This is a genomic window from Bacillus sp. z60-11 (genome assembly GCF_046464135.1).
In the GTDB taxonomy this organism is placed as follows: domain Bacteria; phylum Bacillota; class Bacilli; order Bacillales; family Bacillaceae; genus Bacillus; species Bacillus sonorensis_A.
In genome coordinates this window covers 276,428-289,054 of the sequence record NZ_JBIYSN010000003.1, presented here as the reverse complement: position 1 = coordinate 289,054, position 12,627 = coordinate 276,428, and the positions used below count along the sequence as shown (strand labels likewise).

Genomic DNA, 12,627 nt, shown 5'->3' with positions numbered 1-12,627 from the left:
TATTATAAATAAATATTGTTTTTTTCTTGAGAAGTGTTATCATTATTTTGTAATGAAATTTAACGCGAGGTGATCCTTTAATGACGACAAACCAAAACAACCTGACAACCAGCTGGGGAGCTCCGGTTGGCGACAACCAAAACTCAATGACGGCTGGTTCCCGGGGACCGACTCTAATACAGGACGTCCACCTGCTTGAAAAGCTCGCACACTTCAACAGAGAGCGCGTGCCTGAACGGGTTGTTCATGCAAAAGGCGCCGGTGCACACGGTTATTTTGAAGTGACAAATGATGTTTCAGCATATACAAAAGCCAAATTTTTATCAGACGTAGGAAAGCGCACACCATTATTCGTTCGTTTTTCAACTGTCGCAGGTGAAAATGGTTCAGCGGATTCCGTCCGCGATCCGCGCGGATTCGCTGTTAAATTTTATACAGAGGAGGGGAACTACGATCTTGTCGGAAACAACACACCGGTGTTCTTTATCCGCGATGCGATCAAATTCCCTGACTTCATTCATACACAAAAACGCCATCCGGTCACACACTTGAAAAACCCGGACGCCGTTTGGGATTTCTGGTCATTATCCCCTGAATCCCTGCACCAGGTCACAATCCTGATGTCCGACCGCGGCATTCCCGCCACTTACCGGCATATGCACGGCTTTGGCAGCCATACATTCAAATGGGTCAACGCCGAAGGCGAAGGGGTTTGGGTCAAATACCACTTCAAGACAGAGCAGGGCATTAAAAACTTGACCGAAGAAGTGGGCACAAAGATTGCGGGCGAAAATCCCGATTATCATACGCAGGATTTATATGAAGCGATTGAAAAAGGAGACTTCCCGGCCTGGAGGCTTTACGTTCAGATCATGCCTTTGGAAGACGCTGATACGTATCGTTTTGATCCATTTGATGTCACCAAAGTATGGTCGCAAAAAGATTATCCTTTGATTGAAGTCGGCCGCATGGTTCTAAATCGAAATCCGGAAAACTATTTTGCAGAAGTGGAGCAGGCGACATTCTCTCCTGGAACATTGGTGCCCGGCATTGAACCGTCTCCGGATAAAATGCTGCAGGGACGCCTGTTCGCATATGCGGATGCCCACCGCTACCGCGTAGGCGCTAACCACAACAGCCTGCCGATCAATCGCCCGAAAGCGGAAGTCCGCAACTATCAGCGCGACGGCCAAATGCGCTTTGACTCAAACGGCGGCGGTTCCGTCTATTATGAACCGAACAGCTTCGGCGGACCTGCGGAAGCGCCTGAACAAAAAACAACCGCTTATCCGGTATCAGGTTCGGCTGACAGTGTAGCTTACGACCATCATGACCACTACACGCAAGCGGGTGATTTATACCGCCTCTTAAGCGAAGAAGAACGCACCCGTCTTGTCAACAATATCGTAGGTTCAATGAAACAAGTAACAAAAGATGAAATTAAGCTTCGCCAGATTCAGCATTTCTATAAAGCTGATCCGGAATATGGCACACGCGTCGCAGAAGGGCTGAACCTATCTGTCCCGCAGGAGGCTAAAGCATAAGTTTTTCATTTTCTAAAACTTGCAGGCATCCGTCACAGCCAAGCGGATGCCTGTCCTTAATTCAGAATGGCAGGGGATGTTACATGTGGAAGAAGAACAGCTCGTTTTTTTATTAAAGAAACGCGGCTTGCGGGTGACAGCTCAGCGGGTGCTGATTTTAAAAACGATCATTACTTTAAATGACCACCCGTCAGCGGAAGATATACACCGCGAATTGCCTTACATGAGCCTGCCGACGATATACGGCAATTTGAAATTATTTGTGAAGCTCGGCATTTTAAATGAACTGCCTTATGGAGATGGAAAAAGCAAATATGAACTGTTTGAATCACAGCATTATCATGTCATCTGTAAATCATGCGGCAAAATCGTAGATTTAGAATATCCACAGCTCAAAGAGGTTGAACACGCAGCCGCACAGTTGACGCATTTCAAAGTGAATACGCATTATTTAGGTATTTATGGCGTCTGTACGGCATGCCAGGAGCAACAGAGGTGAAAAAACATATGAAACGAAAAAAAATCGGCCTGCTCGTCATGGCTTATGGAACTCCTTATCAAGAAGACGATATCATTCCCTACTATACGCACATCCGCCATGGAAAAAGACCGACCGATGAGATGATCGACGACCTGAAAAACCGCTACAAGCATATCGGCGGGATCTCTCCTTTGGCAAAAATAACGGAGGCTCAGGCAAAAAAACTCGAAGATGTGTTAAACTCCCGGCAAAATGAAGTGGAATATGTCTCATATCTCGGCTTAAAACACATCTCTCCGTTTATCGAGGATGCGGTTGAGCAAATGAAGCGGGACCACATTGAAGAAGCCGTTTCCATCGTCTTAGCCCCTCACTATTCCACCTTTAGTACCGAAGTCTACAACCGGCGCGCCCAAAAAGCCGCGGAAAACATCGGCGGCCCCCGGATCGCGTCCATTGATGAGTGGCATCAGGAAGAGGGCTTCATCCGTTACTGGACAGAAGAAATCAACCGGATTCTTAAACAGATGTCTCAAGACGAATTGCAAAAAACCATTGTGATTTGCTCAGCCCACAGCTTGCCGGAAAAGATCAAGGAGCATGGCGATCCATATCCAGATCAGCTTAAAGAAACCGCAAAACAGATCGCAGAACGGCTGCCTTTTGACCAGGTCACTGCCGGCTGGCAAAGCGAAGGCAATACACCTGACCCTTGGCTCGGTCCCGATGTACAGGATCTGACCCGAAAGCTTTACCGGGAAGGCTACAGATCCTTCATCTACGCTCCAGTCGGCTTTGTAGCCGACCATCTGGAGGTTCTTTATGATAATGACTATGAATGCAAAGTCATTACAGACGAGCTCGGCGCCCCTTATTACCGTCCGCCGATGCCGAATACCGACCCCCGTTTTATCGATGTGCTTGCCCGCGTCGTATTAAAAAAAACTGCCGGTCATTTTACAACAGAGCTGGTTTAGCAGCTCTGTTGTACTTCATAAAAATGTGTGCCTCTTCACCATCGGCACAAGCAACCATAACACCCATCTGCAAAACGTCCCCTTTTTTCAATCAAATATGACAAATGCTCCCCCACCTTGATACGCTTCGCCTCAGATTCATGCCTTTTGTCATAATCACCAGCTTATAGCCGACTCCAACTCACTTCATGATTATTCAGATAATTCAGTTTTATGTGCTATGATCTCCGTAATTCCAATAAAAGGGAGGGTTGATCGTGTCCAACCTAGTCTATCCGCCATAAATGCAAGCGCTTCCTAAAAGGGTTTTAAAAAAGAAAAAAGGAGGAATACGATGAAGAAAATCATCAGTATCATGTTCATTTTTGTTTTGGGGATTATCGGATCGTTATCAACAGCGGTTTCCGCAGAAGCGTCATCTTCATTCAAGGCAGGCCCGCTTGCCGATTTCAGCTTGACGGGCTTCGCTTCTTTAAACGGCGGAACAACCGGCGGAGAAGGCGGCCAGACAGTGACCGTCACGACGGGAGATCAGTTGCTCGCGGCACTAAAGAATAAAAGTTCAAACACGCCCTTAAAAATTTATGTCAACGGCACAATCACAACCTCCAATACATCGGCATCAAAAATTGACATCAAAGATGTATCAGACGTATCGATTGTCGGCTCCGGAACAAAAGGTGAATTAAAAGGGATCGGCATTAAAGTGTGGCGCGCCGAAAACATCATCATCCGCAACTTAAAAATCCATGAAGTCGCATCAGGCGATAAAGACGCGATCAGCATTGAAGGGCCTTCCAACAATATTTGGGTCGATCATAATGAACTGTATCACAGCTTGAATGTTGACAAAGATTATTATGACGGATTGTTTGATGTCAAAAAAGATGCAAAATACATTACGTTCTCTTGGAACTATGTGCATGATGCGTGGAAATCCATGCTGATGGGCAGCTCAGACAGCGATAATTACAACCGGACGATCACATTTCACCATAACTGGTTTGCAAACTTGAATTCCCGCGTTCCAGCATTCCGATTCGGTGAAGGCCATCTTTACAACAACTACTACAGCAACATTATCGACAGCGGCATCAACTCAAGAATGGGCGCCCGTCTCAAAATCGAAAACAACCTCTTTGAAAATGCCAAAGATCCAATTGTCTCCTGGTACAGTGATAAACCTGGCTATTGGGATGTGTCCAACAATAAATTTGTCAACTCGACAGGCAGCATGCCGACTACATCGACAACATCCTATAAACCGCCTTACAGCTATTCACTCGACAGCGTGGACAATGTGAAATCAATCGTCAGGCAAAATGCCGGCATCGGTAAAATCAATCCTTAATACCTCCAGATGGAAACGTCCGGGTTCTTCGGACGTTTCCGCTTTTATTCCTCATACTTTTTCCATACCTCAGGCAGCCATTGGGACAGTTCATGTGCAAGCAATGTATGGGGCGAGCGGGATGTTGTCCAAGCGTCGGCACAGGCGCCGTGCAGATGGACAGCATTCAGCACCGCTTCTTTCGGGTTTTCGTGGCAGCACAGCATGCCGAGAATCATTCCGGTTAATGTATCACCCGTACCTCCTTTTGCCAATGCGTTGTTACCGGTCTGGTTTCTCCAGCACTCTCCATCGGGAAAAGCGATGACCGTTTCATTTCCTTTCAAAATGATCGTTACACCGAGTTTGGCCGCCCATTCTTTCGTAAGAAAAACGCGCTCTGCTTGCACCTCTTGAATGGACAGACCGGTGATTCTCGAAAATTCTCCTGGATGCGGCGTCAAAATCGTCGGTGCTTCGCGAGACGGGTACATTCGTTTTGACAAAGCACCGGCATCAAGTACAACCGGGCATTCTTCCTTCAATACCATACGTACTGCCCGTTCTGTTGCTTCAGACGGAAGGAGCCCGGGGCCGAGGGCAATCGCCCGAAAGCACATCTCCAATTCCCCATTTCCCACCCTTTTCAAGCCGTCCCGCCAATAGGTGGCTTCAGGCAGAACAGGAACGATTAAAGGCACCGCACCCGCTGATGTGCCGATGACAAGCTTTCCGATGCCGCTTCTCATCGCGCCATAGCCCGCGAGCAGAGCCGCCCCCGGCATATCATCGCTTCCGGCCAGCAGCAGCCCTGTTCCGAATGTTCCTTTATGGCTGTCCTTTCCCCTTTTCGGAAGGGTTGCTTTCACCCGTTCTTTTGTCCAAATCGGCGGTTTTTCTTCAGCCATTCTTCTTCACATCCTTTTAAATCAAACGTTTGTTTAAACTGTGAACCCTATTCTTATTTTGCCACAGAATGCCCTTTGCCCGTCATGTTCCTCTTCATGAAAGCTGGCGGCTTCAAATATGTTCCCAATCTCCACAGCCATTCAAACGGCCCTATGCGAAACCGGCTGGTCCACCAAACGCTGGCTGCCGTCTGACAAAGAAAAAACAAAGCGGCAATACCGATGCCGGCCAATACGCCGAGCTTTCCGAACAACCCCAGACCATACCCGTAAAAAATAAAGGTCATAACGATGCTTTGTGTGAGGTAGTTTGTCAGCGATAATCTTCCAACGGCTCCAAAAGGTTTTAAAACGCGCTGTCCCCCTTTAGACTGCGAGATCAAAACAATTCCCGTCAAGTAACAAAATGTCAGCGACAGCGGTCCGACGCCTTCACTCAGCATATAAACGGCCGGATTATCCCAAACAATCGGCAGTGTTTTCAAAGGAATACCGAGAGCGAGTGTCACAATGAAAACTTTGCGGATTCCCTTCAAATAAAGCCGGGGCTGATGGAGCCATTTTTTCTTCGCCGCATATAAACCGAACAGAAAAGGAGACAGCGTAAAAATAGGAGCGATCAATAGGATCATCACCATGACCATCCATTCCGGAAGCTCATCCTCAACACCGAATAAAGGAACGACCTCATTCGCCCGGTAGGACACGATCTCCCAATAGTCTCCGTTTTGCATCACCAGGGCCGTGCGCTCATTAAATGCCGCTAATTCCTGATCAGGCTCCGCCCCTCCGCTTCCATAGCAGATGAGAACATAGAACGCGAATAGACTGACCGCCCAAATCAAAATGGTCTTCGGTTTCCGGTTGATAAACAGAAACAACAGGCCGATTCCGATGATGCTGTAACTGAGCAAAATGTCTCCATCCCAAAGAAAATAGCCGTGCAAACCGCCAAAGGCAGCCAGTATCAGAAAGCGCCGTATAAAAATGCGACGATATGTCACGATTCCCTTTTGTTCCAATCTGTCTTTCATTAACACCATACCGTAGCTGAATAAAAAAGCGAACAGCGGCATAAAGCTGCCGACAGCAAAAATCCTTGTCCATTCATATGCCCAGTGGTCATAGGATGGCAACGGTTTAAAGGATAAATCCTCCCACATCCCGTATTGAAACAACAGCATGTTTGCCAGCAGAATCCCGAAAAGCGCAATCCCCCTCGCTTGATCCAACCAAATCACCCGCTCTTCCCGCAGTTGAATATTCAATCGTTTCCTCTCCCTCACCTGTCATATGAATTGATTATATCAATGGCCGCTTAACCCCAGTTAATCCGCTCCTTAAAAATGGCTAAAAACTGCTAAAGAAAAAGCAGCTTCAAATGAAGCTGCCCTTTCGATCCTCATGCCGCAACGCCGGCGCATCCAGCTGATATAGCCGCTGATAGCGCTTGTTTTCTTGCAGTAAATCTTGATGTCTTCCTTCCATTTCAATTCTTCCGTTTTCGAGAAAAAGAATCCGATCGGCCGCTTCAGCTCCCGCCAAATGGTGGGTGATCCAAAGAACGGTCTTTCCGTCAAGCGCTTCAAACATCGTCAAAAGCAGCTCTTTTTCCGTTATTGGATCAAGCCCGACGGTCGGTTCATCCAAAACGATAACAGGTGCACCCTGCAATAGAATGCGCGCCAGTGCGATCCGCTGCCGCTCTCCTCCGGAAAAGCGGCTCCCCGCCTCCTGCACTGATGTATGATAACCGTCAGGAAGCGATTCAATCAGATCATGAAGCTTGACCTGCCGCGCCGCCCAGTACACTTCTTCATCGCTCGCTTCAGGATTGCCGAGACGGATATTATTTAAAATCGTCGTATCAAACAGATACGGCTTTTGATTTAAAACGCCGACAATCCGGGAAATGTCATCTTGCAGGGCAACGGCTTCAATTCCGTTAAAAGCGACTCGTCCTGCGTCTGGAGAAAGCGCCCCCTCGATCATGGTCAAAATCGTTGATTTACCCGCACCGCTCGGTCCGAGGAGCGCGATTTTCTCCCCTTGCTTTACGGTAAAAGAAACACCGCGCAACACCGGATGGCCGGATTCATATGAAAATGAAACATTGTCAAAGCGGAGGGTGACATCGTCTAAACCGACTGCCTCGGCAGTTTCAGGCGAAACGGCATCCGCTTCCGCTTGTGCGGGCCTGAGCTGCTCCATGCGCCGCAGCGAATCCTCGTACGCCGGGATCGCCCCCGCCGCATCAGAAAGCGGAAAGAATGCTTCTGTCAGAGGAAACACCACAAGGACAAACGCGGCAATGAACGTATGGGGCAATCCGCCTTCCGCACTTAGACCGCCTGCCCACATCAGCATCAGCAGCACGAGTCCGGCTGCAAGACACTGGACGGCAAAGTCCCTCCAGCGCGAAAAACGCTGGCGTTTTCTCTCGATCTCCAACCACCTGTGCTCCTCTTCTTCATATGCATCGATAAAGTCGCTTTGCCGACCGCTGAAAACCCAGTCGCTCACACCCATGACGCCATCGGTCAAGCGGCGGTAAAGCCGGCTGCGGCCTTTTTTCAGCTCGATGTTTTTCGCCCTTGTGACAAGCAGGGAAACGAGCGGAACAAGAAAAACGAATACTGCCGCATAGATCGCGATGAGTCCGGCAAACGGCCATGAAAAACTTCCGAGAGCGACGATGAAGATGGTATACAAAAGCAAGGCGGAAATGCCCGGAAAAACCGTCTTCAAATACATATCCTGCAAATGCTCGATATCATCAGCCAAAATTCCGAGCATATCGCCTGTACGAAAACGCGAACGCAATTTCAGCGCCTGAGGTTCAAGCATCCGGTACAGGCGAACACGCATGTCCGATAGAATTTTCAATATGATATGGTGGCCCGTCAGCCGCTCTACATACCGGGAAACAGAGCGTAAAATCCCAAAGGTGCGGACGGCTACGATCGGCACGTAAATCATCAACACATTTTCCGGACGAGTCGCCGCTTTGGAAATCAAATAACCGGACGTAAACATAAGGGATGCGGCAGAGGACACCGTTAGTCCGCCCAGCAAGACCACAATGATTAAAAGCTTCATATTCTTTTTCACATACGGCAGCACCCACCGGTCTTCCTTTTTCATGATGCACCCCCAAAAGACTGCGCCTGCACGAGATCGTAGTAAACCCCGCGCTTTTCGATCAGTTCTTGATGTGTTCCGGTTTCAGCCACTTTCCCATCCTGCAGCACGATGATTTCATCCATATCAAGCATCCAGTGCAGCCGGTGGGTCGCCAGCAAGACGAGCTTATCCTCAAACAGCTTCAGCATCGTTTGCTTCATGTCATATTCTGTTTCGACATCCAAGTGTGCGGTCGGTTCATCCAGCAAGAGAACCGGACGATTTCCGAGAAAGGCCCGGGCGATGGCGATCCGCTGGGCTTGCCCACCGCTCAATGCCCTTCCACCTTCGCCGATTTGTTCCCCGAGTCCTGAAGGAAGCTGCGCAATCAGCTGTGAAAGTCCCGCAGCCTTTGCCGCCTGTTCGACTTCTTCGTCTGAAGCGCCTGGATGATAAAAGCTGATGTTAGCGCCAAGTGTATCCGGAAAAATAAACGGATGCTGCGGAATATAAAGCAGCTGCCGCTGCCAGCTTTCCGCCTGAAGATGCGACCGTTTTGCATCTCCGATTTCGATAGCGCCGTTTTTTGTTTCCAAAAAGCCGCCCAGCACATCGATGAGTGTAGACTTCCCCGCACCGGTTGCACCAATGATTCCGATTTTTTTCTTTCCTTTAAAAGAAAGGGAAATATCGGTTAATGAACTCTCTCCCTCTTCACCGTGCTGTACAGAGACACCTCTAAGCCTGATTTGACTCTCAGCTGACCATTCATCAAGCTGAAGCGGTTTCTCTTCTTTAAATGAAGGAGCGTTAAGAATCACTTTTATCGCTTTTCCGGCTTCCTGGCCGTTTAATGTGGCGTGGTAGTCATTGCCGACTTCCCGGACCGGGAGAAAAAATTCGGGAGCAAGCATCAAGATCGCGAGGGCCGTACCGAGCGCGATATGTCCTTCGACAAGGCCGAGGCCGAGAAAAACGGCTACCGTCGCGACAGACAGCATCGTAAAAAAGTCGAGGGCAAATGATGAGAGAAAGGCGATTCTAAGCGTGTTCATCGTCGCCTTCCGGTACCTTTCGCTCACCTTAAAGATATTTTTTGTATGTGATCGGCTTAACCCTAAAAACTTCAAAGTTTCCAAGCCGCGCAGCGAGTCTGTGAAATGATTGGACAGCGTTTCATATGTTTTCCATTGCCGGTCTGCCTTTCTTTTCGCGGCATAGCCAAGCAGAATCATAAATGCTATTAAAATCGGCATCGCCACAATCAGCACTACGGCGGATGTTCTGTCTTTGAAAAAGACATAGCAGACGACAGCCGCCGGAATAACAGCCATGCTGATCATTTTCGGAAGAAACAGCTCCAAATAGCGGCGGAACTGGGCAATCCCTTCCATCGCAAGCGTCACCACATGGCCGGTTCCTTCGGTTCTCGCGAGACGCGGCCCTGATTGAAAAAGCTTTTCAAGAAAGCTTTTCCGCATGTCGGCTCCGGTCTTTGCGGCGTAGTCATACACAGCCCGCTGCTTCACGACTGTGATGGCATGGCGGAGAAGAAACGCCGCCAAAAAGAAGGCCGCCAATGAATAAACCGAATCCACTCGCCCGCCATTGAACAGGCGTGTCACCGCTTGTGCGAGCCATTCCGCCTGCATGATCACAGCAGCAGCCTGAATGCATGTCAAAACGGCAAGCAGTGCGAGAATCCGTTTGATCCCCTTATATTGAAAAAGCTCTTTTCCCATTAATAAATCATTGGCTCCTTGCTGCTGACCCGTTTCCGGAATACATAATAGCTCCATACTTGATAGCCGAGCACAAACGGCAGCAGTGCGAGCGCGACGATCGTCATGACTTTCAATGAATAGTCGCCTGATGAAGCATTATACACCGTCAAATCGTAGGCGCTTTTGATAGAGCTGATCATCACGCGCGGGAACAGCGCCGTAAAGATCGTCGCCACCGTCAGCGCGATTCCAGCTCCAGTCATGGCAAACGTCCAGCCGTCGCGTTTTTGTTTCATAAACACAATGGACAGCACATAGCAAACGACGATTAAGGCGGCAAGCGGTATCGTGACTTGTCCGCGCCCTGTAAATAAATCCGTTTGAAAAATCGACATCCCAACAAAGACCACAAGCGCTGCCAGCGCCGCAAACACGACTTTTTGAGCGAGACGTCTTGCACGATCTCTGAGATCGGCATCGGTTCTAAGCGTAATAAAGATCAGTCCGTGCAACAGACAGAGCAGGGTGACGGTGACGCCTCCTGTCACAGAATAAAGATTCACGTAATCCGTAAAACCGGCGTGAAGATTCATATCAGCATCGATCGGCATGCCCCGCAGAATGCTTGTGAATAAAACGCCGAACAAAAACGGAGGCAGAATGCTGCCGAAAAATACGACCCAATCCCATGTTTTCTTCCACTTAGCCGCCTCCACTTTTCCTCTGAATTCAAAAGCGACGCCCCGGCCGATCAATGCCAACAGGACAAAGACGAACGGTATATAGTATCCGCTGAACATGGTCGCATACCAATTCGGAAAAGCCGCGAAAATCGCGCCTCCCCCGGTCAGCAGCCAGACCTCGTTCGCATCCCAGAAAGGTCCGATCGTATTGATCATCACCCTCCGTTCAAGCTCATTCCGTCCCAGAAACCGGGTGGCCATGCCGACGCCAAAATCAAAACCTTCCAGAAAGAAAAATCCCACGAACAACACAGCGACCAATATGAACCAAAGCTCATTAAGAGATACCATGGTAAACCTCCTGATCAAACGGGTCTGTCGATACAGAGCCATCATGATGATGCTCATGATGTTCAGCCCCTTTTTTAATCTCGCGGATAAACAAGTAAACAAGAACGATCGCCAGCACGAGATAAATCGCGGTAAACGCGATAACCGAGAACAGAAGCATTCCCGCCGATACGTTCGGTGAAACGGATTGCGCCGTCGTCAAAATGCCGAAGACCGTCCACGGCTGGCGTCCGATCTCAGTCATGATCCAGCCCGCCGTGTTCGCGATGAACGGAAACGCGATCAGTGCGACCATCGCCCGCAAATACCACTTGCTTGACTCAAGTTTTTTGCGGAAGCTGAGGAAAAGACCGGTTAAAGCGGCAAAAATCATCAATATCCCGGCGCCGGCCATGATTCTGAAGCTCCAGAACGTCGTTTTCACCGGCGGAATGTAGTTTCCTTCGCCATACTTCTCTTCATATTGTTTTTGCAATGTTTTCATTCCCGGCACATCACCGCTGAATTGTTTGTACGCCAGGTAGCTGAGCGCATACGGAATGCTGATTTCTGATTTGTTTTCCTGCTTGTCCGAATCAATATTGGCCAAAACCGTCCATGCCGCCGGATCGCCGCTGTCATCCCAAAGCGCTTCACTTGCCGCCATTTTCATCGGCTGGCTTTTCATCAGATGCTGTGCCTGTTCATGCCCGCTGAAAGCCACGCCGAGGCCGGAAACCAGCGCCACAACCAGCGCGATTTGAAAAGACTTTCTGAAAAACAGCATTTCCTGTTTTTTCAGCATTTTATATGCACTCACACCGGCAATAAAAAATGAACCGGTTGCAAGCGCGCCGAAAATGACATGGGGAAATTCCACCCAAAGCTGCGGATTCTTGATGATGGCGAAGAAATCGGTCATTTCCGCACGGCCGTTTTTGATCGCGAAACCAACAGGCTCCTGCATAAATGAATTGGCCGCCAAAATCCAAAACGCCGACAGCATAGTGCCCAGCGAAACAAGCCAAATCGACAGCAAATGAACCTTTTTCGGCAGGCGATCCCAGCCGAATATCCACAGGCCGATAAAAGTGGATTCCATAAAGAATGCCAAGAGCGCCTCCACAGCAAGCGGAGCGCCAAACACATCCCCGACAAAGCGGGAGTACTCCGACCAGTTCATTCCGAACTGAAATTCCTGCAGAATACCTGTCACTACACCGACGGCAAAGTTAATTAAAAATAAATGCCCCCAAAATTTAGCCACCGTCCTGTAAATGTCTTTTTTCTTGGTCACATAAAGGGTTTCCATCAATGCAACCATAAAGACAAGCCCGATCGACATCGGCACAAAAATAAAGTGAAAAATCGTTGTTGAAGCAAATTGAAATCTGGCTAAGATTAATTCGTTCATCCCCTGCTTCCTCCATTTCCAAAGTTGATCACAGATCATGAAGTTTGTTCAACATTTCACAATAGATTGATGAAAGGTGACGCTGTTAAACGCCCTTTGAAGTGATTGGCCGA

Annotated in this window: 10 protein-coding genes; 4 read left to right on the top strand and 6 right to left on the bottom strand. The window is 48.8% G+C overall.

Annotation, left to right across the window (positions count from 1 at the left end):
- The first annotated feature begins 80 nt into the window (after nucleotides 1-80).
- The 4 genes from katA to ACINLD_RS11260 all read left to right on the top strand — a co-directional run bounded on the left by katA (nucleotide 81) and on the right by ACINLD_RS11260 (nucleotide 4,353).
- Nucleotides 81-1,544, top strand: a complete 1,464-nt coding sequence (gene katA, locus ACINLD_RS11275; RefSeq protein WP_026589249.1) for a catalase KatA — start codon at nucleotides 81-83, stop codon at nucleotides 1,542-1,544.
- A gap of 85 nt (nucleotides 1,545-1,629) precedes the next feature.
- On the top strand, nucleotides 1,630-2,043 hold the full coding sequence (locus ACINLD_RS11270) for a Fur family transcriptional regulator (protein WP_026589250.1): 414 nt from the start codon (nucleotides 1,630-1,632) through the stop codon (nucleotides 2,041-2,043).
- A gap of 8 nt (nucleotides 2,044-2,051) precedes the next feature.
- On the top strand, nucleotides 2,052-3,002 hold the full coding sequence (gene hemH, locus ACINLD_RS11265) for a ferrochelatase (RefSeq protein WP_026589251.1): 951 nt from the start codon (nucleotides 2,052-2,054) through the stop codon (nucleotides 3,000-3,002).
- 334 nt (nucleotides 3,003-3,336) lie between these two features.
- On the top strand, nucleotides 3,337-4,353 hold the full coding sequence (locus ACINLD_RS11260; protein ID WP_026589252.1) for a polysaccharide lyase family 1 protein: 1,017 nt from the start codon (nucleotides 3,337-3,339) through the stop codon (nucleotides 4,351-4,353).
- A gap of 44 nt (nucleotides 4,354-4,397) precedes the next feature.
- Here the strand turns inward: ACINLD_RS11260 and ACINLD_RS11255 are convergent, their stop codons facing one another.
- The 6 genes from ACINLD_RS11255 to ACINLD_RS11230 all read right to left on the bottom strand — a co-directional run bounded on the left by ACINLD_RS11255 (nucleotide 4,398) and on the right by ACINLD_RS11230 (nucleotide 12,514).
- Nucleotides 4,398-5,240 (bottom strand): NAD(P)H-hydrate dehydratase, encoded by an 843-nt coding sequence (locus ACINLD_RS11255; protein ID WP_077735982.1) that lies wholly within the window; start codon nucleotides 5,238-5,240, stop codon nucleotides 4,398-4,400.
- A 53-nt stretch (nucleotides 5,241-5,293) separates the two neighbouring features.
- Nucleotides 5,294-6,508 (bottom strand): DUF418 domain-containing protein, encoded by a 1,215-nt coding sequence (locus ACINLD_RS11250; protein ID WP_077735981.1) that lies wholly within the window; start codon nucleotides 6,506-6,508, stop codon nucleotides 5,294-5,296.
- A gap of 109 nt (nucleotides 6,509-6,617) precedes the next feature.
- Nucleotides 6,618-8,384 carry a thiol reductant ABC exporter subunit CydC gene (gene cydC / locus ACINLD_RS11245; RefSeq protein WP_277691961.1) on the bottom strand — a complete coding sequence of 589 codons (1,767 nt, stop codon included), beginning with the start codon at nucleotides 8,382-8,384 and terminating at the stop codon, nucleotides 6,618-6,620.
- Nucleotides 8,381-10,105 (bottom strand): thiol reductant ABC exporter subunit CydD, encoded by a 1,725-nt coding sequence (gene cydD / locus ACINLD_RS11240; RefSeq protein WP_077735979.1) that lies wholly within the window; start codon nucleotides 10,103-10,105, stop codon nucleotides 8,381-8,383. The genes cydC and cydD overlap by 4 nt, the downstream gene beginning before the upstream one ends.
- Nucleotides 10,105-11,121, bottom strand: a complete 1,017-nt coding sequence (cydB, locus tag ACINLD_RS11235) for a cytochrome d ubiquinol oxidase subunit II (protein WP_077735978.1) — start codon at nucleotides 11,119-11,121, stop codon at nucleotides 10,105-10,107. The genes cydD and cydB overlap by 1 nt, the downstream gene beginning before the upstream one ends.
- On the bottom strand, nucleotides 11,108-12,514 hold the full coding sequence (locus ACINLD_RS11230) for a cytochrome ubiquinol oxidase subunit I (RefSeq protein ID WP_077735977.1): 1,407 nt from the start codon (nucleotides 12,512-12,514) through the stop codon (nucleotides 11,108-11,110). Before ACINLD_RS11230 ends, cydB begins: the two co-directional genes overlap by 14 nt.
- Nucleotides 12,515-12,627 lie beyond the last annotated feature (113 nt).

Bases quoted from the DNA above. Each gene is read 5' to 3' on its own strand.
- cydB (WP_077735978.1), bottom strand. From the start codon at position 11,121: ATGGTATCTCTTAATGAGCTTTGGTTCATATTGGTCGCTGTGTTGTTC.
- hemH (WP_026589251.1), top strand. From the start codon at position 2,052: ATGAAACGAAAAAAAATCGGCCTGCTCGTCATGGCTTATGGAACTCCT.
- katA (WP_026589249.1), top strand. From the start codon at position 81: ATGACGACAAACCAAAACAACCTGACAACCAGCTGGGGAGCTCCGGTT.
- ACINLD_RS11255 (WP_077735982.1), bottom strand. From the start codon at position 5,240: ATGGCTGAAGAAAAACCGCCGATTTGGACAAAAGAACGGGTGAAAGCA.
- ACINLD_RS11230 (WP_077735977.1), bottom strand. From the start codon at position 12,514: ATGAACGAATTAATCTTAGCCAGATTTCAATTTGCTTCAACAACGATT.
- cydD (WP_077735979.1), bottom strand. From the start codon at position 10,105: ATGGGAAAAGAGCTTTTTCAATATAAGGGGATCAAACGGATTCTCGCA.
- ACINLD_RS11260 (WP_026589252.1), top strand. From the start codon at position 3,337: ATGAAGAAAATCATCAGTATCATGTTCATTTTTGTTTTGGGGATTATC.
- cydC (WP_277691961.1), bottom strand. From the start codon at position 8,384: ATGAAAAAGGAAGACCGGTGGGTGCTGCCGTATGTGAAAAAGAATATG.